Genomic DNA, 24,975 nt, shown 5'->3' on the forward strand with positions numbered 1-24,975 from the left:
AAAATAAGAACTTTCATCCAAAACTTAAAATTTTGAATTATATTTGAGAGGTTGTGCAACAGGCACATTGTATAAAAATAATGCGTAAGTTTATTCCTAAATCAAAAGTTAGTGCTTGTTTGCTTGCATCTGATTTTCCTTCGGAAAATCCTCGCACTCAAACTACGCACTATTCTTATACGAAACCGTTACCACACATTTGAGAAAAACAATCGTCATATCAATTATCTTTCTGACTTTATTAGTTGGATGTGGAACTTCAAAAAAAGTATTCCAAAATGAACGGATTTTTAATTATGAAAATCTGAATCTGAATTACGCACTAGAACTTGAAAAAAAACTAAAGTCCGAAGATATTACTCGAACACATAAAGTTGGACTTGGAGAAAATATTTATCCGAATAAGGACAATTATGAACTTGAAATTTCTCGAGATTTTAAGCGAATTATAAAACCGAATTTCTCACTCGAAGTTGGTTACTATTTCACAAAGGACAGTATAATCCGAGTTACTACTTACGAGTGGAATGACTTAAAAAAGAAAAGTTTCAAAACGGAGAAACAAAATTTGAGAACAAAAAAAGCGTTTAAGAAAAAATTTGCCGAATTGACTGAAATGCTAACTGAAAAGTACGGAGAACCAACCTTTTCGGAAATACAGTCTGAAAACCCAAAAGATGATGGAACTTATCGAGACGGAATAAAATGGCTGAATAAAAACGGAATGAATGCATATTTATTTGCTTTTGGAAACCCTAAAGGTTCTTATAATCAAATAAGATTATCGATTTATCCGAATTAAAAACGTGGCACAAACACAGGTAACCGTTGCACAAGCCCATAAATTATAAAAAACAGACTTCCATAGTTGCCTTTTAAGGCAGTTTCTTTTTTTACGTCACTTTATAATTAGGTGTTTTAAGGTTCATTAAAAACAACTTTTCGAGCTTGTATACACTCTTTTTTACTGAAAAAAATAAAGCTAGCATTCCTGCTCCACTTTTCACTCTTTTTTGGGTGAATTTCAGATACTTTTTCAGGTTATAGGCAATGGCAGATAGATGCATTACTTTGTTAGCCTGTTTTATTCCCAATGTATTTATTTTTCGAAGCCCCAGAAACTGTGTGAGCGTTCCAAATACGGGTTCTACCGTGCTTTGTCGTTTGCCCTTCATGTAGCGTCCTCTAGCACTGTTTACTCTGGTGTTATTTCGTTCGTACTCTTCTACATAATAGGTAATTGTAATACGCTTTTCTTGACTCTTTTTTAAACAAGAACTTCTTAATGGACAGTCAATACAGACTTTTTTTGAGGCTCGATATTCTTTCTTTTTATTATTATTTACGCCTTCATAAAAAACCTTTTTAAAGGGGATGATTTTGCCCTGAGGACATACGTAATGATCCTTCTCCTTGTTATAATTAAATCCATCTGTACCTCCTTTGTAAGTGCCATGGGGTGGAATATAACTCCGTAATCCCTTTGCTTCTAAATAAGCATAGTTCTCTCCACTACTATAGCCGGTGTCTGCTATACAATTATGCCATAATAAACCGTGCTTATGAAGGCGTTTTTCTAAGCGTTTACATATATCTGGTAGATACTGACTATCTCTTGAGTCTGCATGATACGCCTTGATATCCGTTATCACATGGTGGCCTGTATCCACACTTAACTGACTCATATAATTAAGCTTTCTTGCCTTGCCCGGTTTTACACTAATTCGGGCATCGGGGTCTGTTGGGCTGTAATGGGTTTTATTGGAAGTGTACTTGGAGCCTTTATTACCCGCACCTGGTCGCTGGTCTTGATCTTTACTCCATTTTTTATTTCTACTTTTTATGGATTGTAATTCACTAGCACTGGCACTTATTTCTTGTTGCGATTTGGGGGCTTTATTAGCTTTGCTTTGTCTTATAGGTGCAGCATCTTTATCCATAGCGCTCATATGCCTGATTCGATGTAAATGCAGATCTAAATCTTCTTTAGGGACCTTTAGTTCTAAAGTGTCCATCGAGGCATTTGCTTTTACTGGGGCGGAATCTATCGCTTGGGTATGGCCACTTACCATCCCTTTAGCTACACACATACCGAATACTTTTGTGAAAACTGATTCAAAAACCGGTTCTGGATATAATTGGCGGATCCTACTTATCGTGCTATGCCATGGTAGGGGCTCATCTATATCATAGCCCAAGAAATAGAGAATATCCAACCGCATGCTGCTATGTTGGATCAAATCTCTATCGCTGATGAGATTCTCTAAATAACCAACCAAGCACAGCTTAAAGAAAACAACAGGGTCAATGCTTTTTTGTCCGCTATCCCCATAATAAGGACGCGTGAGTTTATATAAAAATTCTAGATCTAGCTCCCCTTTTAATCGTCTGTAAAAATTGTGCTCGGGAACGCGTTCGCTAAGCTGAAAATGTGCGAATAGTTTCTCTTGATAGTCTTTTTTTCCTTGCATAAATAAAGATATGAAATTTATTAATATCTTAGTCTTGTGCAACAGGCACATTGTATAAAAATAATGCGTAAGTTTAATCATAAGTAAAAGTAAAGGGAACCGTTGTGCATGATATGAAAAAAACGAAATTACTGTTTATAATATTGAGTTTAATCGGATTAAATTCTTGTGCTCAACAACTGACTTGTGAGGATTTCAAAAATGGAACTTTCTATGTCCCAGAGGACGAATAAACACTTTTGACCTATAAAATAATTAGAAACGGAAATGAACAAAGAGAAATAGTAGAAGACCCTGAAAATACTCTTGGTACGGATTTTAATAAAAGTCCTTATGAAATAATCGAATGGATTGACGACTGTACTTACCGAGCAAAATATGACGAAACAAAAATGGAATTGTCTGAATATCAAAAATTCGTAAATGACAACAATGGAATTTTGACTGAAATGGTAAAAATAGAAGGAAAATGCTTTTATTTTAAAGCAACTTTAGACGTAAATGGACAGATTCAAGTTATGAATGGAAAAATCTGTAAAGAATAAATACTATGTACAACTCAGAACTGAGTTGAATTTTATATATTTTATAATGAGAAAAGTGCTTTCATAAATTCAATAGCCATTTACCTTGCTTTGGTTCTAAATAATATTTATCTTTATAAAACCAGTAAGTAAAGTGATTTACTTTAAGTTCATTTATAATAGCGTCAACAAATCGGATAACAGTTTGTTTTTAAAATTTATAAATGATTGATATATAATTCTTTATGGGATTAAGTGGTCTACCTGTCATCCCGACGAACCCTATTTTTATAAAATTAAAATACTGTTAATTATATGATTTTCAGTATTTTAATTTTTTTTGGTTTCAAATGAAATCAATTAAAATCAAATAAAAGGTGTACAATTCGGTGAATGGATTCTTATTAGAATTGTCGTAATTTCAAATAGCTTTTAAGAGCAATTTGACTTTAAATTTTTTACCGTAAAACTCGTAAAATGTAGACAAACAGTACGTTTTTAGTGAATTTATACATATGGGAGTTATAAAATTCCCTTTAAATAATTGCTGTGGTAGCTAGAAAAATATAAAAAGGGATTCCTTGAGATTTAAATAAGCAATTACCTTATTCTGGTAATATTTTTTAAGTAGCTTTTCTAAATACTCAATTTTATCCTTTTTCAGATTTTAAGAGTCTTCATGAAGTTCTACAACTTTATATAAAGGATTAAATAGCATTAATAGTTGAGCTATCGTTACTTTTAAATGTGTTTGAAATAATATTTAAGACAGGTTTATCCTAAAAATTCTCGACACCTTCTTTAGTAAGGCTTAGCATGTTTACGATCTGTTTCAGTTTGTCATCTTCAATGGTTTCTGACTGTTCAATTTTAGATATAACTACTTTCTTATTTTGAAAGTTATCCAAAGTGTTGTCAAAGATAAAATTATCCAAAAGGCATCAATAAAAAATATTTGAAACTGTCCATTGATAAATGAGTTCCATATCCAATTTTTAGTAATCAAACCATTAACGATAGGGATTAAAAAACCTATAATGCTCCCAGAAAGTAAACTATATTTATTGGTGACATGTATATTTTTTTTCAATATGAAGAAAAGGGTAAGTATGAGCCATCCAATAAAATAAAAACCATAAATAAAGTATTGTACTGCCGGATGCCAAATTTTAACGGCAATAAATGACAAGGCCGTAATGGGATACATACTCAAGCAAATAGCTAAGTAAATATTGATAACACCATTATTGAAGCGCCTTTTCTTTTCGGAAATGTTTGTTTTATCACGGGCAACTAACCAAATCATGACCCCGGATATGATAACAAAACAGGTCGCAATACCCAAAATAAAACTGATTATTTTTAAGGGATAACCTCCGTAATCTCCAAAATGCAGTCTTGATAGGGTGTTCTTTACACCATCCAAATAAGAGGTGCTTTCTGGACTTTTTTTGTAAATCAATTCATTTGTCCCCACCTTATAAATCGCCTCACCAATACCTGTGAACCTATGGTTATAATTTAAATGCCCATTAATCAATACATGCATGTTTTCATTACCATAATTAAAAATATGTATTTCTGTAACATTGAAATCCTGCCACATAGATTTGGTTTTTTCTATGTATGTAGCTAAATCAAAATCCGTTTCCAGGGTATCCTTTCCCAACTCATAATGTGGATGGCCATACCCTAAATCTTCATAAAATTTATCTTGGTCATTGTTGTATAAAAGCATCATACTCGGGGCGGCCAAAAAAGCATTAATCATAAAAAAAGCTCCCGTAATGGCATATACAAACTGAAATGGCAAACCAAGTATACCAAGTGCCGTATGTGCATCCGTCCATAACGTTTTCAATTTGCCAAAAGGCCTGAATATAAAAAAATTTGATATAATTTTTTTCCAATGTACCAACACGCCTGTTATGATGGCAAATAGAAAAAAGAATGCCACAAGCCCCGATAAATAATATCCAAATGGATATGGAATTTGTGCCAAGAAATGAAGCCTATATAAAAACTCACCTAGAGAATACGATTCCAAATACGTCTTTTTGGATTGATCTTTCGTGTTTAAATAAAAGAATTGCGATGCCCTAGATGCAGCAGGAGCTAAGGTGTCTTTTGACTCTGAAATAGACACGGCAACCCTTTGTTCCACATAATATTTACTAAACTCGATATCCCTGCCATATAAATCGTCTTCGGCATTCAGGGAATCCAAAACTTTATTGAAATTTAATTTTATATCATCTGTAACCTGTACAGATTCATTGCGTTCCCAATTAACTATTTCGTCCCTAAAAAAGGAAAAAGATCCCGCGAAAAAAATAACGTATAACACTACGCTGATAACAATACCACTCACCGTATGGGTGTGAAAAAGTATGTTGTAAATTCTATTGTTCATCGTTTAGTTTATTGTTATAGGGTAATACATTTTTCCTAGATAAATTATAAGAGAAAAAAACAGACCCAATAGAATGTATATGCCCCAAATTTTCCAGCCATTTTTAGACAAAAACGCTACAATCATTAAAGTGACCCAGAGTATGAATCCCGTAAAGGTTGAGGTAATCATGACATTCACATGGTCTAACCAAAAAGTTAAGGACAAATGACATGTTATTGTAACAAAATAACCTCCTAAAAATCCGGCAGTTATCTTAGCAAATTGTTGCCAGTTTGAAGATAAATATTTTGGGTTTGCAGGCATCGGTGTACTATTTAAAAAATTAAGAATTCGAAACAAAGAGACAGTATCAATATGATTAAGATAGATTTGGGGCTTAAAATTTTTACAGGCGTTAACAAGAGGACTAAACTTCCAAAAGTCATTAAGCTAATCATAAATATGAAACTTCCAGAACCAAACCCAAACAAGATGCAAAATGTCCAACAAGAAGCCAAGAGCATCATTAACCCCAATAATTTTGAAATTTCTTTCTCTTTTTTTACCCAGTTTTCAAAACCAAAGCTTGGATTTTTAATTGATTTTTCAGAGGTATTATAAAGTATATAGAAAGCAAAAAAAATGATTAGAAGTGTGAATGAAATCATTTTAATAATAGTTATTTATAAAATACAATATGTGCCGCAATGCCATATAAATTGATATGCTTCGCCTTTGTATGTTCCTGGAACTTCTTCTTTTATTGTTGCTTCAATAATGTATTTGGTATCCCAAGGCAATTTAAATAATATGAAGCCTTTTTCGTCTGTTTTTAAAGTTTTGGACCATAAATCGGATACGTATATGTGTACTTCATTTTCGGGCAGTAGTTTGTTTTTAAATAAAACTTGAAGTTTAATCTGGTCTTTATTTTTTGAAACATCCTTTATTGTTATGCCAATTTCATTTACTGCTAATGTTTCTGAATCAGTTTGCCCAACTTGGATTTTTGCCGTGGCATGGTAATGTGTCTTGAAAATCCCAAAATTGTATTTAGTATAATCCAATACATCAATCTCATTATTATTTAACGCTATCGTAAACGTTCCGTTTTTTGCTGGCTTAAATTTAGCAAGATAATAATCTTCAAAAGCCGTTGTTTCCATTGTTGTTCTGTTGCCTTTTTCATCAATAATCCAAAGTGTGAAATTTTTCACCTTTGGAAATGCTTCTCCATTTACTTTTTCAATTTCACCATATGTATATTCCCCATAATAAATTTTCACATCTTGTTCCACGCCAACCATTCCGGTTTTATTTGTTTCAATCCATAAATAATGGGCAAACATTTGTGATGTTGTAAATACGATTAAAAGGGCTGTTAAAATTATTTTTTTCATATGTAGATATTTATTTTCATTTGTCATATGTTATTTGCATATCTTAATTGCTGTTTACGACCAATTTTTCAGCCATGCTCATTTCACGTGTTTATATTTTATGATCCATTTAAAAAGCAGTCCCCTTTTATGCAGGGGACTGCTAACAACTAACTAAACTATTTGCTGAAAAATTCTGATATGATATTATTTAAAAATTATAGGTTACCGTAATCCTTCCATTCATTCCTGGTTCGGATTGCCAATATAAGTAGCTACCATAATTTGCCCCTGCATATAAATATTCATCCAATATATTATTTACATTAAGTTGCACCCGAATTTTTTCATTTTGCCAAGATAGTCCACCATCCAATCTAAAATAATCAGGTAGATCACTTTGGTTATTCGCTCCCCAAGACCAAGTTGAACGATCTACTTGATATTGATATCCTACCGATGCTCCAAAACCTTTTAATAGTGAAGTTTGGGCAAAATTATAATAAACCCATCCATTGGTTATATGTTTTGCAAATCCTGAAAGCTTTTGCCCAATATTAAGTGGGTTAGTGTCTTTTGTGATTTCCACATTGGTATTCGCATAATTTAAGACGATGTTAAGTTCTGGAGTAATTTCTCCCTGCATATCGAATTCAATACCTTTTGATTGAATTTCACCTAACTGAATAGAAAAGTTATTGTCTTCAGGATCCACTACCAATTCATTTTTTTTGGTAATCTGGTAGATTCCTAGAGATGCTTTTAAACGATTGTTGAAGAATGATTTTTTGATACCACCTTCAATGTCCCTGGCTTCCACAGGCTCAAAAGTCTCTCCCAATCTACTAACACCGGTTTGACCTAAAAAGGATTGGTCGTAAAGGGTATAAGCGGTAAGACTTGGTAGTATATCGACACTTAAACCAAATCTAGGGGTCCATTTGTTGTCACTTTCCGCTTTTCCAATAGTAATAAGCTCTGTATGTCTAGCTGCTAGTGTCAATCTGACTTTATTTTGTATAAAGCCTATTTCATCTTGTGCGTAAAAAGATTTTGCTATAAATCCAGTATTGGTAACACCAAAGCGATCCCGTACTTTTTGGGATCTGTCAAACACAGGTGTTTCTGTATTGCCATAAATGGGATTATATATATTAAAAGGTTGGTTTACATCTATAACAATGGATTGGTTCCAATCTGCCCAATACTCCTTTTCGCTGTAGTCAAAGCCAGCTAATACATTGTGAGTAATACCCAGAGTATTAAAGTTTCCATACAGATATGTTTGAAAATATTTCCCAAGGGATAACGCATCCCAAATACCAACATAACGCGTAGCATCACCAGTATTGGGCAAATCCCAAAGCCAAGTAGAGTTTCCTTCTTGGTCATATCTCAAATATGCAAATTGGGTTTCAAAGCTCCAATTTTTGGAAAGCTCATGTTTTAAATTCGTAAATAAAGTCAGTTCCTGAATATCGGTTACAGGATAGTTTGTATCAGTATATTTGAAATTTCTGTCCAGACTACCGTAGCCATCTGCAACTGGAGCAAAAACATAGGCAGAACCTACGAAGCTTTCTGCTTGCTGTAAATTTAATTCGGTGGTTATGGATGTTTTATTGGATAGATTGTATGTAAATGAAGGTGCTATACCATAACGTTCTGCATCTTCATTACCCCGATGCGAATCGGCCGTTTGGTACATTCCATTGAAACGATATAGCAGTTTTCCGTCATCTGTTAACTTGCCTCCAAGATCAACCGTTCCCCTGTAATAATCAAAACTACCGCCAGACAAAGAAATTTGAGCTACTGGTATATTGGTTGGTTTTTTGGTTACCACATTGTAAAAACCCCCTGGTTCTCCTGCTGACATCATAAAGCCTGCAGGGCCCTTAACAAACTCGATCCTCTCCACATTGTTCATGTCTTCCGATAACGGACCCCAAGTGTCCTCAACGTTAAAACCGTTTCTAAATGCAGGCAATCTAAAGCCACGCATGTTCACCCTTGCAAAATGTCCCCAATGCTCTAGCATGGTAACACCACTTACATTACGAATAACGCCCTCCATCATACTGGTAACTTGTTGATCTGCCAATAAATCACTGTTTATTACTTGAATGTTTTGCGGTAGTTTTACCAGTTCCGTTTTTAAACGAAGGGAAGATGAAGGAGTTCGTTCTGAATACTTATTATCTTTTGTGCCTTCAATTATAACTTCGCTTAAGCGTTCTTCATTTTCGATTAAAACTATAGGCGCCACTTTGGTCGTTTGATTGCTTGTAACAGTAACGGCTATTTCTTCGGCAACATAACCAACAAAAGAGATTTTTAATCTGTAATTGCCAGGCTTGATATTTTCAATTTTATATTTCCCAGAGTCATTTGTTTCCGTGCCATGGTTTGTGTTGTCAATAATCACGTTGGCATTTGTTATGGCATTTTTTTGTTTTGTAATGACTTGCCCCATAATGCTTCCATTCTGTGCATAAAGACAAGCCACAGAAAAAAGCGTTGTTGTTAATAATATTATTTTTTTAATCATTATGTTTGTTGTTTATAATTAGTCTAAATAAATTTAGCGCAAAAATAGTATGGTTTAGGAATAATAAAATGACGTGATTTGGAAAAAAAAAGACGTAAAATTGAAAATTTTGAGAACATTGATTTAAGGGATACCAATACTTATATTTATGAAAAAATATCATTAAAAAGACATACTAATAAAAAAGAGGGCCTCAGCATTGAATATTTTGATGTAAAGCCCAATTATGGTTCTGGATATATATATTGTATGAGGACTAAGGATATACATATCACATTGAGCAGGTATAGACTGAAAAAGGATCTTACATATATTCAATCATCAGAGAATGAATCCATACATATTAATTTTATGCTGACGGGGGAGAAAATCATCCAAATGGAAACCCTGGATGACTTATTTTTAGAAAGTAGGGAGACATTTATGGCGGTTATTACCAACTACAAAGGTTGCATTAAATTGTTTGGAAAAAAGCTTTTTACCGAAATAAAAATAACCTTACCTGTTACTTTCCTGTTGGCTCACGGATTTGTTAATAATTATAAACTAAAAACTTTATCGGATGAGCGTTTGATTTTACCTATTACGGATGAGTTGTTTTCCATACTTGAAAACTTGGAGCGTAAAGCAGTTTCAAAAGTTATTAATAAAATTTATTTAAATGCCAAAGTATTTGAACTGATGGCTTTGCTATTGGAGAGCTACAAAAACTCCAATGGACATGTTAAATGGCCCCATGATAAAATGCTTAAAAAATTATATCAAATAAAACAATTAATTACCTCCAATTTGAATAAAAACTTTTCGTTAGCAGAACTGGCCGGCCAAGTAGGTGTTAATGGACATACATTGAATAAAGAATTTATCCGAGTATTTGGATGCACGGTTAATGAATTTAGTATTGCCGAAAAAATGAACTATGCAAAGTATATGTTAGAAAACACCCAAAAAATGGTCTATCAAATTGCTGAAGAGATTGGCTATAAAAATGCGACACACTTTACGGCAGCTTTTAAGAGGTTTACCAATCTCACTCCGAAAGTATATAGAACGAAAGCTTAAAATTCATATTATGCATATAAATAGTTCAAAATCATTAGATTCTTTAATGCCTTTGGAGATATACTTTTTTAAAGTGATGGATTCAGTGGAAGGGAATAAAAACATATTACTGTAACTGTTCCTAATTGAGCGCAGGGAATCCATAGCTTTAAAAAGGCATCAAGCTCGCACCAAAGCGAGTGTGGTAGTTTTTGCGTAAATTTAGGATTTTATGAAAGGTGTTAAAGAAATTTAGACCTCATTTCCTCTATTTTTTTCTTTTGGAATATCCAGCCTATAATAATCTTTGCCAAACGTATTTTTAATATAGGACAGCTCATTTAAGATGCGGACAAAATCATTTTTAATTCTCTGCAATTCGCTTCGGTTCTGTTCCATCTATAAAAAGTAAAATAAATTATCCTTTAAATTTAGGATTAGGTAGCCAAAGATAAAAAAGATTTAAACATTGATTTTCTATTAGAAACCAACGGTTCTTTCTGAATTATATGTACTATTTGTATTCCTTTTAATGTTATTTTGGCAGACTCAAATTCTTTAAACCCTAATCCACTTGCAATTCGCTATTTTATAAATCGATGATCTTGTTCTACAACGTTATTTAAGTACTTGCATTGCCTTACCTTGATTTTCGAAAATGACCTTTTATTAAAAAAGATTGGGCACTCATACGTTGTCTTCTTTTGGTTAATAAGAAATCAACTGTATGTCTTTGGTTATCTAATGCTCTATACAGATAACACCATTGCCCTTTTACTTTTATATAGATTTCATCCATTCGCCAGCAATTACCAACGACTTTCTTTCTCTTGGTAAATTCCTTTTCCAGAAGTAGAGTAAACTTAAAAATCAACTTTGAACAGTGGAGTGTTCCACTTTAATCTCTCTAATAGCCAAGAGCTCTTCTATACTTCTATAACTTAATCCAAATCTTAATTTATAATAAACGGCTTGGATAATAATCGACTTTGGAAAGCAGTGACCTTTTGATGTTAAAGATAATGATTAGGTTTTTCTGATCTAAATGAGGCAGAACCAGTGGATGTTCTATAAACAAAAAAAAGCAAACCTAGCACAAACTTTACATTTCAAAAAGTTGGTGCTTTTTGTCATCCCTAAGCACATAAGACTTATCACCCTGACTCGTTTCAGGGACTCATCCCAATGTAACTAAGATGCAGAAACCAGTATCAGCATACCAAATCAATAACAAAACGATTAAACAACAAATAAATGTTGTTTTTAAAGGTCTCTTTTAACTTAAGTTTACAATTAGGTGAATCAATTAAAATCAACTAAAAGGTATATTGTTCGGTGAATCATTTCTAATCGGAATTGTCGTAACTTTAAAGGGCATTGAAGAGCAATTTGACTTTTGTTTGATAGTGTTAAGTGTTAAAGGGAGTTTCTAAAAAATGTAAAATAAAATACTCTTTTCTTAAGTCGAACTCAGATTAAATTAACATGAGTTTTGAGGAACAATTACTTTTTAAAAAGTAATTCATTTAGGGTTTGTGTTTTCCATTAGTTTTTTTATTTCACCAGTATCAAGAGCATAATCATATATTTGTAACGATGCTATGAAACCAGAAAAATTTTCTCCAATGTCAGAAGCCCCAATAATAATCTTGGCATTATCGATAGCAGAAGATAATAACATAATTTGTGAGTTATCTAAAACACCATTAACATAAATTTTCTCAAGAACGCCATCAAAAGTTAATACAATATAATGCCATTTGTTAGCATCGGGAAGATTGTTATAAGGCATATCAAAATGACCATCCAGGTGAGGGGCAGCTCCATAGTCTCCACTATTATAAGCTAAGGCATTGTAAGAGTTAGCTAAATTGAATTCATGCCTGTCACACCAAGATGCTATAATTTCTCCTGTTTCTGATATTTCCGGATTTTTCAACCAGGTTGCCACTGTGTAAGAACCGTTCCAAGCCAATGTTTTAGGAACAGGTTTATCTAATACCAAAGCACCTTTAGTAAACTTTATAGCTTTTACGCCTTCATTATCCGTTTCTAAAGTTAAGTTCCCCTTTTTTGTGAAAATTCCTCCTATAGATCCTTTGTTTTCAATGGTTGATAGAGGTTCATTATTAGAAATGTTAGATAAATCAAGGTTAACTAACATTTCTTTATTGCTTCTAATAGCTGGAGCAACATCAGATTTTTTGTTTTTTAGATGTAAAGGAATTTCAAACAATGAACTATAAACTTTAATGTTCCAAACTGCTGCATAAAGCCCTGATTTTTCTGTACCTGTAACCGTTAATTTAATAAAGCGGGCTTTAATATCGTTATTATCAATCATTGGGCTGCCAGGCGTTTGGTTCTTTGATTTGTCTGAGTATATTTTCCAGCTTTTGCCATCTTCGGAATATTCTAAGATATATTGATAATAATAACTAGCAAATTCAAATTGTGTGGTTACTCTTTTTATTTTTTGAATAGATCCTAAGTCAATTGTTAAATCTTGGGGAAGTGAGTTATCACCGGCTTTCCACATGGTGGCATTATTATTATCGGTCGCATAATCTGGTTTATACTTATAATCGTATTCTAAAGATTTTAAATGGTAATAGGTTGATGCTTTTACGTTAGCATTTAATGCAATATTTTCTGGAACCTTAGATTTTATAATATTTTCAATACCTTTTTGTGTGGGTACTACCTTTTTTATAGTAGAATCATTCTCAAAAATCATTTTATCTATACATACTTGTCGCGAAAGACCACCACGAGTCATAGGGAAATCATGCTTATGATAAACAATATAATAATCATGACCTTCTTGTAATATAGAATGATGTCCAGGGCCATGAGTAGATTGGTCTTCATTGGTACTTAAAATAGGATTGTTAGCTCCCTCGGTAAATGGACCATAAGGAGAGTCTCCATAAGAATATCTTACATTATAGGTTTCATCATGACAAGAATCACCAGAATACATTAATATGTATTTATTTCCTTTTTTCATCATGTAAGCTGCTTCAAAGGGATCTGGTGTTTGATCTAAAGGAATATTTTTTGAATTTACCATGTTGGCCATGGTTTTGGTATCTAATTCACCAACGGCATAACCACCATTATAATGTACCCAAGTGCCCCAATAGCCATATATTTTTCCATCAGTATCTTTAAAGAATTGAGCATCTAATGAAGGAAAACCTTCTCTTGGATATCCATTGGAGATTACAGGTTTGTCGTTTTCGTCTAATTTGGTCCAAGGGCCAACTGGTGTATCTGATACATAACCATAAATATTACAGCCTATCTCACAATTACCAAAGTACAAATAATACTTGCCATCTTCACTTTCTATAATGTCAGGCGCCCAAAAATTTGTAATAGGCATGGATGAAAATGGAGGGATTTCCATGGTATAGTTATACCAATTTAGCAAATCTTCACTATACCAAACCGTTGGAGCCCCTGATGCCAACATTTCATTATCGGTAGTGGCATAGATATAATAAATATCCCCAAATTTTTTAATAGTTGGATCGGCAAAATAACCTGGTAAAATAGGATTGCTCACGGCTGTTAATGTGTTGTTATTTGTATCCTTTTTATAGTGTTTTGTGTTTTGGGCACATGAAAAAAGAATAATAAACATAATAATGATTGAGAATAGAGTATGCGTTTTTTTCATTTTATGTTTATGATATTTATTGTGTTGTTTTTATTGAAATGTTTGTTTGCTTTTTTGAAATAAACTATAAAAATATGATGCTGCAACCAAATCTTCTAAAGCATGACCTACCGATTTGAATAATGTGATTTCAGAATCGGAGGTTCTCCCTATTTTAGCATTGCTGCACAATTCAAATAAATCAGCTTTAATAGCTTCTTTAGTTATAATACCCTTTGATAAAGGAATTACAATATCACCACTTTCTTTTAAACCACCTTGGTAAGTATCTAGAAAAACACTTGATTTCATTATACATTCGTCATCAGCTTCTCGGGTATCTTTTTTATAAGCTCCAACCAAATCCAAATGCTGTCCCTTTTTTAACCATTTACCTAAAACCAATGGGGTAGGTGATAATGTTGCACATGAAATGATATCGACTTCAGAAATTTTATCCTCTATGTTTTTTATAGCAATACAAGTAAAAGATTCCATTTTTAAATCATTACAAATTTTTTGAGCCTTCTCAAAATCACGTCCCCAAACATAAACCGTGTCTATAGGCCTCACACTGCTATGCGCTTTAATTAAATTGATAGATAGAGCTCCTGTTCCAATCATTAACATAGACGACGCACTCTTTTTTGAAAGAAAATAACTAGCTAAAGCAGAGGCGGTGGCCGTTCTTTTAACGGTTAAAGATTTTGCTTCTAAAATGGCTTTTAAACCACCTGTATGTCCATCTAAAAACAGGTACATGCCTTGAATGGCTGGAAGATTATATTTTCCGTTATTAGGACTTACAGTGGCAATTTTTACACCAAATTCTTTTCCCGGATTAAAAGCAGGCATCAGTAATAAGGTAGAATCGATGCCTTCTTTAGGATTTGCGAAATCATGATGGTGACGCATAGGTACTTCAATGTTAGAATTTGAAAACCCTTCTTCAAGAACTTTTATTAATCCTTCAAAACTGCAATTTTTATTTATAAAATCATCGGTTATATACGGAATGGTTTGGTTCATGTATTAATGTTTTAATATTTAACCCCAAGAAAATCGTATATCTTGGGGTTAAGTATTTGTTTCTAATAAGAAAGTAATTTATCTCTTATAATTTAATAGTAAGACTCTTTTTTTGTAATGGAATTTGAAAAGCACCATTAATCTTGGTATAGGGAAGCTCTAAATCCTGATTTGCTCTCAAATAAGCGTTTGGGGTATAATCATCTTTAGCATTTAAGGTAATTTCTATACTATCCGTTTTTGTATTGTAAGTCACTTTTTCAAAGGTTCCGGCATCTAATGTTAGCCATAATTGTTTAGGAGCAATATAAACTTTAGATTTTGCGGCTGTTGTTATTTTTACTTCAATAATATCTTTTTTAGTGCTTAAGTTACCACCAAAAGCTAGCCATCCTAAATCATCATCTTTTGTGATATAGGATGCTGTATTAACAGCATATCCATAAAACCCCGAACCATAATCTCCCGAAAGATAGTCTATTCTTAACTCCGTTGGGTAAGAATGAAATGCTGCTGGACCAAATCCGTCTTCAGTAATATTGGATATCCCTCCTAAAAGACCACCATAGCCCACTTTTAATAAGTATAAATCATTTGTTTTTCTATATTGTTTAAGTACAGGAATGGCATTTAAAGAAGATCCATAATGATGGATTTGTCTTTCAACCCTCGATAATTTCCCACCGTATAAAAAATCCCAATACCTACGGGCGTTGCCGTTGTATGCCCAATGTGGCATGGTTGGCATATAGGCTAAAATGGCGTTTAATGTAATATCAGCTTTGTGGTTATATCCAAAATAATCAGACCACATATAAACTTCTTCTTGACCTGTAGAATCCCAAGGCATTTCACTACCAAAAGGATAATCTAAAGCTCTCCAATGGTCTGCTCTTTCTTTCATTCTGGCTTCTAAATCTGTAGCCATGTCTTTAAATTTTTCGATTTTTAAATCTTCAAGAATGTATAAAAACACAGAACCTTCCATTTGTCCAAATTGTGCATAATAAGGTGCTTGTTCTACCATGGCTATAGTGGTATGGTACGCTTGTTTTAAGTACCAATCCCAAGTTTTGTTGTCCACTAAGCCTTCATGATATCTTGCTAACTTATACATGACCCAATAAGCGGCGGCAACATGTGGATAATTATATGATCTTCCTGGGTCATTTGCATGTTTATGATCCCAAGCTGCCCATGTTTTATAGTTGATGTCATCGCTATAAGTTCCTTTAGGCAAAGAATCTGGCTCGTAATAAAATACACTTTTCTTAACGCCATATTTATATTTTCCTTCGCTATATTGAATATTTCCCCAAAGCGTTTTATCAATAAACGCTTCCAGTTTTTTAATCTCATCTTTGTCAGGTTGAATAAGCTGTTTCATTATGGCGGCTAGCCAGCCTCCAGCACCACCTTCATCACTTAAACCGGCCACCCAAGCACGACTATCTTGTGTTAATTGTTTTTTAGTTTCGTAATCGTAACTGATCACAGAGGGATTTCTTTTAAAAATAGGATCTGATTTGTCAAACCATTGCTCTGTCATTAAAAAGTGACCAAAATCTTTAACGACTTCCGTTTCAGGTTTTATAACCTTATAATTTATCGTTTGTTTTATGCCATTTTTGTAAGTAACGGTTAGTCTGGCACGTCCCCATTTTTTACCTTGAACTGTATATTTTTTAAGACCTTTATCTGTTAATCCTTCTGCTTTTATTTTAAGTGCATCTTTAGGTTCTATATCGAAAGAACTTACATCACTTTTATAATTCAAAAACAATTGTGATTCAATGTCTTGAGGAAGTACATAGCCAGGTATGCTTGTCGCTATGGGTTGCTCTTCTTTTTCAAGAGTTTCTTGAATATTTTTAATGCTTTCTGAAAGTACAAATTTTAAAGCAAAGTTTTTAGTTTCTTTGGGTTTTAGTATTAATGATGTAGGTTCATTCCATTCATTCACCCCTTTCCATTCATTATCGCCATAGGCTTTACTGTAAACCATCCATTCATGGAATCCTTCAAAAACGATACTTCTTGGTGTGGCATCGTCTAGTAATGGACGATACGCTTCAAAAGCCATATTTTCTTTTGGTAAAACCAATAATACTGGGCCTTGGCCACTTAACCGTTTTACTTCCAAATAACCGGCATCCATACCAATGTAAGGATCGAAAAACACATTTTGGGCATGGGTTTCATTTAGTGATTTTCCCTCTAATATATTGTTGAAAATCATGGGGATTCCTAAAGCACCTATTTCAATGTTTTTATTTGTTTTATTGGTTATCTCAAATCGTAATACTAATTCATTATTATCTATTTCATAAAAACGTTTAATAGTAACGGGGATATCACTAGGTAAGGTGTTTGCCAAATCTGCACCGGCTAAAACGTTTCCAGACGTTTCTATGGGTGTTACAGTAGATCGTTTGGTAGCAGTTGAATAACTTTTCCAATCACTTTCTGCTTCTTTAATTCTTAAATTTATATCTCCCAAATGGTATAATCCATCTTTATCTCTAATTTCTAAACGATCTCCGGGTGTAAAATCAAAATTTAAATCCTTAGCAGGCCTTAAAGCAGCCACCGTTTGAGAGGCTCTTACTAATTTTAATTGAAAATCGGGGGTATCAAATTTTTGGTAAATATCGGCAATCCCTAATGTAGGTTCTTTTTCTTCAATTTTACTCCAATAGCCTTGTGCCTGAATTGTTGATACTGCTAAAAACAGTACGACGCACAAGTTACTTTTTAGATTTATATTCATTATTTGTTGTTAATAGTTAGTATTTAAATTCTGTTGAGAATTTCCATTGTGTTTTATAGTTTTTATTCAATGGCAATTCCTGTATCAAGCTTCTTAGCAACTCAATAGGCATCATATTTTCCTTTAAAACACGGTCATGAAATTGTTTTTCGGTCCAGCCTTTTGCCAACATTTCATTTTTTAGAGCATAAAATTGTAATCCTCCGGTCATATAAGCCATTTGGTATAAGGGCGGTGTGTAACTTGTCGCAAAGGAACGTCTAACTTCAGCTTCAGCATTGGCATATTCATGCCCCACTTCATTAACCAACATATCAATACATTGTTGAGGCGTCATTTCTCCTAAATGGAACTTTAAGGAAAAAATTATTCTTGCACATCTGTGTATTCGCCAAAAGAGCATCCCAAGTTTTTGTTCTGGAGTCTGAGGAAACTCTTTATTCCATAAGTTTATTTCCCAATATAGTGCCCATCCTTCCATCCAAAAAGGCGTGTCAAATACTCTTCTGTAACTTTTATTACGAGCGTTCATAAAAAATTGCAAGTTATGACCTGGTAATAATTCATGCTGTACCGTTGCTCTGGAAAAATTAGGGTTATTACCTCGCATGCTCATCATCTTATCATCTTCACTCATATCTTGCGTAGGGTAGGAGATACTAATTTCCCAACCCCCGGTAAAGAACGGATTCACTTTTTGACGTTCTGGAGTCATCATGATCATGCCCCAAGTTTCCTTTGCCATTTCCGGAAGGGTAATCAAATCTCGTGCTTCTATGAAATCTACAGATTGCTTATAGAGGTCTGTGATGGCTTGGGGTTGTTCTCCAGCAGGAACATAAGTGTTTTTTACATGTTCTAAAGCGGCTTTCCAATCATTACCATAACCTAATTCTTGAGAGGCTTTAATCATTTCTTTTTTGCACCAGTCAAATTGCTTTTCAGCAGTTTTTATCATGTCTTCTGGAGTGTAAGGAACAAATTCAAAATTTAAGCTTTCAATTAGCGCATCTCTACCAATAGGTTTACCTATAATACCACTACCATCATCTTTTAGGCTTGTTTTTGAGTAATTGTCTTTGAGCAATTTGGTATATTCTTGTAATTGACCTGATAATTTTTCATAAGGCTTTTCAACCCACCAAGTAAAATCAGGGTCGTAACTGAAATAAAAAGAATAGGCTTCTTTTAGAGCATTATTGAAAGATTCAACAACTTTAGAAGCCTTTTCTGCCATTAACCAGTTCTCAAAAGGGTTTTTACTAATATTTTTAATTTCTTTTTCTACACTATTACTTGCTGTAGTTAACGTTTTTGCAAGAACTTGTGCATTTGGTTTTTTACCGCGTCTTCTTTCAACTATAAATGGAAGAATATCTTTAGTGAAATCTGCTATGTATGCGACTTCTTTAAATGCTTTATAGTCCAAATCTAAAAAGTAACTTTCTTTTTTAATTAAATTTTTTAAAAGTAAATAATCAACTTTTTCTTGTTGTGTCAGTTTTTGAAAATCTATACCATCAATTTTTTTATCCCATTCTTTATATAAATCTATGGAACGCTGATAGTATTCCTCAGACTCCCTATTATTGTAGAATGTATTTATGGCACGTTTGTCTGCCGAATATGAATTTATTAGGTCTATTAAATTGCTTTGCGCCGTTATCGTCATGGTTAGAAAAGATATAATTAAGAAGCTGGAAGTTTTTAAAGTTTTATTCATGCTTTATTGTTTTTCATATGTGGTTTTGATAATCGTATGAATCACTTCAACGAAACATCCAGATAAACAGAATGACGTCCATAAGTTTCATAAAAAGGTTTAAATACAGTGCCATCAATAATAAATTCCAACGTTTCAGGATTGCCAGTTATTGATTTACTAATATCATTTATATCTAGTGTTACTTTACGCCAGTCTTTGCGTGGTTCAGTTTCTTGAGCGGCTAACAGAACAGGCCCATAAAACAAACTAGCTATATTCTCTTGATCCATTATAGGATCTAAATGAAATTGAAACGGCATATGCAACTCAATTGTATCGCCATCTTTCCATTGGCGGGTTAAAGTAAGGTAGCTACCTGGTACCGCTTCCACTTTTTCATTTTTGCCATTTATTTTTACAAAAAAACCTTTGGTCGCCCAATGCGGTACACGAACATTAATATCGAATGTTCCTTTTCCCGTAATAGTTAACATTGTATGGTCTTCTTTTGGAAATGCGGTTGTTTGTTCTACAGTTACCTGTTTTTCAGTCCATTTTAATGTTGATGGGACATATAAATTAACATACAGGGCTTTGTTGTCTGCACTTTTAAAATAAATTGAATTCTGAAGTTTCGTACTGCTCTCCAAAGCTGTACCGTTACAACACGTAAATCCACTCATATCTGCATTGTCAAAATGTTTCACAGAACCAGGTCTTAATGGCACATGATATGTGTTACCAGCATTATTTTCCGCTACAGAAGCAAGGATGTGATTGTAGAGACCCCGTTCATAGTAATCCATCAATTCTGCACGTTGATCAAAAAGGAATAGATTTCTACTTAATTTGAGCATGTTATATGTTGCACAGGTTTCATTTTGTCCACCAGAAGACAGGCCGTTTTCATAAAGAGTTGCGGGCTGTGCAATAAAGCATTCTGCATTAGCAGGATTTCTGGCTCCTGCAACACCTCCAATACTGTACATATAATCATTTACGGTTTTATACCAAAAATTATCAGCTATACGGTAGTAGTCTGATGTGTCAGAATCACGATATATTTCGAGGGCACCCATAATTTGAGGAATGTGCTGATTGGCATGCAGTCCTCGAAAAGTGTCCACATTTTTTGCCAGTCCACTTGAATGTGCAACATCACCATAAAACATTTTGATATTGTCGAACAATTGTGCGACCTCTAGATATTGACGTTCGTTGGTTATTCTGTAGAGTCTAGCCATAGCTTCATTCATGCCTCCAAATTCACCAGCGATATATCTATTCCACATACTAATAAGTGTTTCGGTAGGTATTTGACTTAAGCGGGCGTGAACCCAATCTCCCATACCTTTAGCAATTTCAAGAGCTTTTTCATTTCCACTGACTTCGTATACGTCCATCAGCCCAGCAAGAATTTTATGCAATGTATAGTAGGGAGCCCAAATTTGTTTTTTTTGACCACCATAAGTTGCACCATGTTCTAGCATGATAAATTGATCTGGTGGATAGGCACTAATGAATCCTTTACCCCAATTCCAATAATCTGTGCGAATACCTTCTTCACTTAAATCTGAATCATAGTCAGATTTATTAGGTCCTGGAGGCACATCTGTTGGATCTGAAACACAGGCTCCTCCCACTTCTTTTGGTTGTCCGGACATCTGTGATAATTGGTAAAGTGTTTGAACCATATATTCCATTTTATCAGCAAAATTATCCTGAAGTGATTTATCATAGGCCGTACTAGCATAAGCTTGTGCAATAGCTGTTAGATAATGTCCTGTAGCATGCCCCCGTAATTTTGTTTCTTGACTATCCCATACACCTAAAGGTTCGGCTCCCTTAGGCTGTTCTTGTCCAAAGGCATTGCGAAACATATAAAGAAAGTTGTCAGGATTAGTTTGGGAAAGACCTGTTATGAATTTATTACGATTCTCAATAAATTTCGTCTGGTGTCCATGAATATCAGTATTTAATGATACTTGATCCAGATTAAAAGCTTCTAGTTTACGATCTGGTGTGCCTGCATGTTTGGAATCTTTTACAGTCACCGTGGCTTTTGGTTTTATATCCGATCCGGCAATGCTACCAACTACGGTGTATTCACCAGCTTTAAGAACTTGGTCATTGTTTGTTGGAGCTGGCCACAATACTCGAACTTCAGTATCTTTAATGCCATTACTGTAAATACCTTTTATATAGCGTGGTAATCTAGGAAGATATCCAATTGTAGTTTCTACGTGAATGTCTGGTGCACTCATTAAGTATTGATTATACAATTGGGGCGTGGTTTTGGAAAACAGGGGCAGATCATCTACAGGTCCTTTGGTTTCATTGACAACCGATTCCCCATCATGCAAGGCATTGTGATGAATCCTAGCGATTTGTTTTTCACTCAAAGCAATTCTATAAATTCGAAAATCATGTAATTTAGCGTTGAGATACGAAGGTTTAGAAGATAAGGACTTACCGATGTAAAGCTTATTGTTTTTTGCAGAGTTCTCATCGAATATGTCTGTTAATAACGCCGACATGTTTTTAGTTTCGCTTATTAGAGCTCCATTTAAATACATGCTCATTGTTTTGGAAGGGATATCAATAACAACTCCTACGTGATTCCATGTGTTGGCTTTCAATTCAGGAGAATTAATTTTATAAGTGTCGCCCGATTTGGTTGTAATTCCAACGACACACCCTTCTTCTTTTTGTATTCCCGTAGGTGCCATAAAGAAGTGGGTTTTGCTATTTCTTCCAAAATCAAAAAATAGTTGGCCAACTTGTGTAGAACGCAAATAGATCCATCCTGTAACACTCAATGATTCTTCTGAGTTAATGGCTTCTCCAGGAATTGAAACAAACGCTTTACTATCAGAAGACAAAGAAAGTACTGTGCCAAATTGCTTATCATCAATGAATTTAGCATGTGAAGATTCGATGGTACTATGTAGATTATTTCTTGACCAGTCCTTGGTGTTACCTTCAAATAAATAACGGGAAATCAATCCTGTTTCTCCAATACCGTCTAAAATCTGATCACCATCTTGTGCTAGTACTGTCGTTATGCCACTTGCCAAAAAACTTAACATAGCACAAATTAATAGTCTATATGTTTTCATAATTAAATTCTTTTTTCAAATTTTTTTGTACTAAATATAAATTTAAGAGTTTTCTAATTGTAAATTTTTTTCCAAGAAGGTGGCGTTACACCCATTAAATGTTTTACAAAAAAGTCTTTACGTTTACGTTCCCCAAAATCCCCTCCCGCAGAGTGAGACATTCCAGGAATAGTTACTAACTCAAAATCTTTGTTCGCTTTTATTAAAGCATTTGCAAATTGCATGGTCGAAGCAGGGTCTACATTATCGTCTACTTCCCCTAAAATAAGCATTAAATGACCTTCTAATTGTGCTGCGTTTTCTACATTGGAACAAGCAGCATAATGTGGGCCAATGGGATAGCCCATAAACTGTTCATTCCACCACATTTTATCCATTCTGTTGTCATGACATCCACATGAAGCTACGGCCACATCATAAAAATCAGAATTAAAAACCAACGCGGCACCAGCGTTTTGTCCCCCAGCAGAAGTTCCATGTATGCCAACTTTATCTATGTTCATGTAAGGATATTTTTTTGCAGCAGCTGTCATCCATAACTTTCTATCAGCGAAACCGCCATCTTTTAAGTTTTTCCAAGATACATCTTGAAAAGCTTTAAAGCGATTTGAAGTACCCATACCGTCTATTTGTACCACAATAAATCCGAGTTCAGCTAAAGAAGTCATAGACCAATAGTAGGCATGAAAATCTTTAGGCACGAACGAATCATGCGGCCCAGCATAAATATATTCTATAATAGGGTAGCTACGATTAGGGTCAAATGTTGTAGGTCTTACAATAATGCCCCAAATATCCGTTTTACCATCCCTCCCTTTAGAGGTGAAAACTTCAGGCGCTATCCATCCTTGTTTTATTAATTCAGAATGATCTCCTTTTTGAAGTTCTAAAATGGTTTTAGCATTTTCAGTCGTTTTTAAAAGCGTTACTGCCGGCATATCTACTCTAGAATATTGGTCTATATAATGGCTGTAATCTTTTGAAAAGGTTACTTGATGATTACCGTTTTCAGAAGTTAAACGTTTCATATTTTTACCATCAAATCCAATTTTACAGTAGTGTAAAAAATAAGGATCTTGATTTTTGTCTAAACCGCTGGCTGTAAAATAAATGTCTTTATTTTTCTCATCCACGTGAATCACTTTTCTAACAACCCAATTTCCTTTGGTTAATTGCTTATTCAAAGTGCCATCGCCATTATAAAGATAGAGGTGGTTCCATCCATCCCGTTCTGAAGTCCAAACAATTTGTTTGCCATCTTCAATATCATATCTGTATTTTTTACTGCTATAATCAATAAAAGTGTTGCTTGTCTCGTTTATTAAAACATTTATTTTACCTGTTTCAGCATTCACTTCTATGACTTTAAAAGCCTGATGCCCACGTTGGTTATATTCAAATGTAAAGGCTCTGCTGTCTGCTCTCCATTCAATTTTAGAAATATCATATTGACTGTTAAATTCATCAGTAGGAATTTGGATATGTTGCTTAGCATCGACAATGAATAATTGGGGACTTCTAAATGGAAGTTCATCGCCTGGTTTTAAGTAATCTCTGGATTGCAATATGGGTTGTAATTGCTCTTTAGGGCTAGATTCTACAAAATAAATTTTATGATCTTCACCAGGTCTTACTTTATATGCCATTATTTTTTTGCCATCTGGAGACCATTTAATATATGAAGAATAAAAATTACCCTTAGTACCATCATAACTCAGTTGTGTTTCAATGTCTGTTTTATTATCTTTTATATAAAGATTTGAATTTTTTATAAAAGCCGTCTTAGTGTTGTCTGGAGAAGGCACCGGTTTGCCAGATGATTCATTAAAAAAATCTCCCCAATAAGCACGATCTCTATTTTTTCTATCATTAATAGTGTCTAAAACTTTTAAAGAATTGGTATTCAGGTTATATCTAAAAAGAAAATTTTTAAAACTAAACTTCAAATCATTTTCATCGGAATTGAATTCTAAATCTCTGATATTTATATTGTTAGGAGTGATTTTTTCTTCTATTTTTTCTGATAGTAGTTTTGCTAATTTTGTGTGGTCAAAGAATGGTTTTTGTTGTTGTTCCGCAACGTTTACCAAAAGATATTCCTTTCCATTTTCGGAATTATTAATATACCAAAGTTCATTATTTGGTAACCAGTTGAATTCTGATGGCGTATTAAAAACGGTGTCTCTAAATAAAGAATCTACAGCCACAGCTTTTTTATATTCTGTCAAAGTACCTTGACCATATACTGAAATACAGCAAATAAATGTCAAAACAAGGCTTACTTTCTTCATGATCTGTTTCATAATTTGATTTATTTATAAAAATAA

At 33.9% G+C, this 24,975-nt stretch carries 15 protein-coding genes and 1 pseudogene; 4 read left to right on the forward strand and 12 right to left on the reverse strand.

All coding sequences use genetic code 11. The annotated features are described in order from the left end of the window. The first annotated feature begins 199 nt into the window (after positions 1-199). Positions 200-802 carry a hypothetical protein gene (locus DKT72_RS16795; protein WP_111309911.1) on the forward strand — a complete coding sequence of 201 codons (603 nt, stop codon included), beginning with the start codon at positions 200-202 and terminating at the stop codon, positions 800-802. Positions 803-893: 91 nt separating this feature from the next. Here DKT72_RS16795 and DKT72_RS16800 read toward each other — a convergent pair whose 3' ends face one another. After that, positions 894-2,471 (reverse strand): IS1182 family transposase, encoded by a 1,578-nt coding sequence (locus tag DKT72_RS16800; RefSeq protein ID WP_235841753.1) that lies wholly within the window; start codon positions 2,469-2,471, stop codon positions 894-896. 239 nt (positions 2,472-2,710) lie between these two features. On the opposite strand from DKT72_RS16800, the gene DKT72_RS16805 reads away from it, so the two are divergent. After that, positions 2,711-3,016: a hypothetical protein gene (locus DKT72_RS16805; protein ID WP_111309912.1), complete on the forward strand. Its 306-nt coding sequence runs from the start codon at positions 2,711-2,713 to the stop codon at positions 3,014-3,016. Positions 3,017-3,875: 859 nt separating this feature from the next. Here the strand turns inward: DKT72_RS16805 and DKT72_RS16810 are convergent. Then, positions 3,876-5,408 (reverse strand): PepSY-associated TM helix domain-containing protein, encoded by a 1,533-nt coding sequence (locus tag DKT72_RS16810; RefSeq protein ID WP_111309913.1) that lies wholly within the window; start codon positions 5,406-5,408, stop codon positions 3,876-3,878. Positions 5,409-5,411: 3 nt separating this feature from the next. After that, positions 5,412-5,714 (reverse strand): hypothetical protein, encoded by a 303-nt coding sequence (locus tag DKT72_RS16815; RefSeq protein WP_111309914.1) that lies wholly within the window; start codon positions 5,712-5,714, stop codon positions 5,412-5,414. A gap of 138 nt (positions 5,715-5,852) precedes the next feature. Between DKT72_RS16815 and DKT72_RS18310 the strand changes: the two genes are divergently transcribed. Beyond that, entirely contained in the window at positions 5,853-6,011 is a 159-nt protein-coding gene (locus DKT72_RS18310) for a hypothetical protein (RefSeq protein ID WP_162623350.1), read from the forward strand. A 62-nt stretch (positions 6,012-6,073) separates the two neighbouring features. On the opposite strand, the gene DKT72_RS16825 is transcribed toward DKT72_RS18310, so the two are convergent. Further along, the gene (locus tag DKT72_RS16825) at positions 6,074-6,790 is read right to left on the reverse strand and encodes a DUF4198 domain-containing protein (protein WP_111309939.1); all 717 of its coding nucleotides are present in this window, start codon (positions 6,788-6,790) and stop codon (positions 6,074-6,076) included. Between the two features lie 190 nt (positions 6,791-6,980). Continuing rightward, positions 6,981-9,320: a TonB-dependent receptor gene (locus tag DKT72_RS16830; RefSeq protein ID WP_220628147.1), complete on the reverse strand. Its 2,340-nt coding sequence runs from the start codon at positions 9,318-9,320 to the stop codon at positions 6,981-6,983. A gap of 78 nt (positions 9,321-9,398) precedes the next feature. Between DKT72_RS16830 and DKT72_RS16835 the strand changes: the two genes are divergently transcribed. Beyond that, positions 9,399-10,382: a helix-turn-helix domain-containing protein gene (locus DKT72_RS16835; RefSeq protein ID WP_111309916.1), complete on the forward strand. Its 984-nt coding sequence runs from the start codon at positions 9,399-9,401 to the stop codon at positions 10,380-10,382. A gap of 416 nt (positions 10,383-10,798) precedes the next feature. Here DKT72_RS16835 and DKT72_RS16840 read toward each other — a convergent pair. From DKT72_RS16840 to DKT72_RS16870, 7 genes and pseudogenes are all read right to left on the reverse strand, one after another. Next, positions 10,799-11,345, reverse strand: a pseudogene (locus DKT72_RS16840) (IS6 family transposase). A gap of 538 nt (positions 11,346-11,883) precedes the next feature. Beyond that, positions 11,884-14,046 (reverse strand): family 43 glycosylhydrolase, encoded by a 2,163-nt coding sequence (locus DKT72_RS16845; RefSeq protein WP_111309917.1) that lies wholly within the window; start codon positions 14,044-14,046, stop codon positions 11,884-11,886. A 30-nt stretch (positions 14,047-14,076) separates the two neighbouring features. Continuing rightward, positions 14,077-15,054: a bifunctional Delta(1)-pyrroline-2-carboxylate/Delta(1)-piperideine-2-carboxylate reductase gene (gene lhpI / locus DKT72_RS16850; RefSeq protein ID WP_111309918.1), complete on the reverse strand. Its 978-nt coding sequence runs from the start codon at positions 15,052-15,054 to the stop codon at positions 14,077-14,079. A gap of 85 nt (positions 15,055-15,139) precedes the next feature. Then, entirely contained in the window at positions 15,140-17,824 is a 2,685-nt protein-coding gene (locus DKT72_RS16855) for a DUF5695 domain-containing protein (RefSeq protein WP_111309919.1), read from the reverse strand. A gap of 16 nt (positions 17,825-17,840) precedes the next feature. Further along, positions 17,841-19,547 (reverse strand): DUF885 family protein, encoded by a 1,707-nt coding sequence (locus DKT72_RS16860; protein WP_111309920.1) that lies wholly within the window; start codon positions 19,545-19,547, stop codon positions 17,841-17,843. A 41-nt stretch (positions 19,548-19,588) separates the two neighbouring features. Continuing rightward, positions 19,589-22,648 carry a beta-L-arabinofuranosidase domain-containing protein gene (locus DKT72_RS16865; protein WP_111309921.1) on the reverse strand — a complete coding sequence of 1,020 codons (3,060 nt, stop codon included), beginning with the start codon at positions 22,646-22,648 and terminating at the stop codon, positions 19,589-19,591. Positions 22,649-22,701: 53 nt separating this feature from the next. Then, positions 22,702-24,951, reverse strand: coding sequence for a DPP IV N-terminal domain-containing protein (locus tag DKT72_RS16870; protein WP_111309922.1), 2,250 nt, complete (start codon positions 24,949-24,951; stop codon positions 22,702-22,704). Positions 24,952-24,975: the final 24 nt, after the last annotated feature.

The organism is Confluentibacter sediminis, from assembly GCF_003258355.1.
In the GTDB taxonomy this organism is placed as follows: Bacteria; Bacteroidota; Bacteroidia; order Flavobacteriales; family Flavobacteriaceae; genus Confluentibacter; species Confluentibacter sediminis.

Bases quoted from the DNA above. Each gene is read 5' to 3' on its own strand.
- DKT72_RS16800 (WP_235841753.1), bottom strand. From the start codon at position 2,471: ATGCAAGGAAAAAAAGACTATCAAGAGAAACTATTCGCACATTTTCAG.
- DKT72_RS16810 (WP_111309913.1), bottom strand. From the start codon at position 5,408: ATGAACAATAGAATTTACAACATACTTTTTCACACCCATACGGTGAGT.
- DKT72_RS16815 (WP_111309914.1), bottom strand. From the start codon at position 5,714: ATGCCTGCAAACCCAAAATATTTATCTTCAAACTGGCAACAATTTGCT.
- DKT72_RS18310 (WP_162623350.1), top strand. From the start codon at position 5,853: ATGAAACTTCCAGAACCAAACCCAAACAAGATGCAAAATGTCCAACAA.
- DKT72_RS16825 (WP_111309939.1), bottom strand. From the start codon at position 6,790: ATGAAAAAAATAATTTTAACAGCCCTTTTAATCGTATTTACAACATCA.
- DKT72_RS16830 (WP_220628147.1), bottom strand. From the start codon at position 9,320: ATGATTAAAAAAATAATATTATTAACAACAACGCTTTTTTCTGTGGCT.
- DKT72_RS16845 (WP_111309917.1), bottom strand. From the start codon at position 14,046: ATGAAAAAAACGCATACTCTATTCTCAATCATTATTATGTTTATTATT.
- lhpI (WP_111309918.1), bottom strand. From the start codon at position 15,054: ATGAACCAAACCATTCCGTATATAACCGATGATTTTATAAATAAAAAT.
- DKT72_RS16855 (WP_111309919.1), bottom strand. From the start codon at position 17,824: ATGAATATAAATCTAAAAAGTAACTTGTGCGTCGTACTGTTTTTAGCA.
- DKT72_RS16860 (WP_111309920.1), bottom strand. From the start codon at position 19,547: ATGAATAAAACTTTAAAAACTTCCAGCTTCTTAATTATATCTTTTCTA.
- DKT72_RS16865 (WP_111309921.1), bottom strand. From the start codon at position 22,648: ATGAAAACATATAGACTATTAATTTGTGCTATGTTAAGTTTTTTGGCA.
- DKT72_RS16870 (WP_111309922.1), bottom strand. From the start codon at position 24,951: ATGAAACAGATCATGAAGAAAGTAAGCCTTGTTTTGACATTTATTTGC.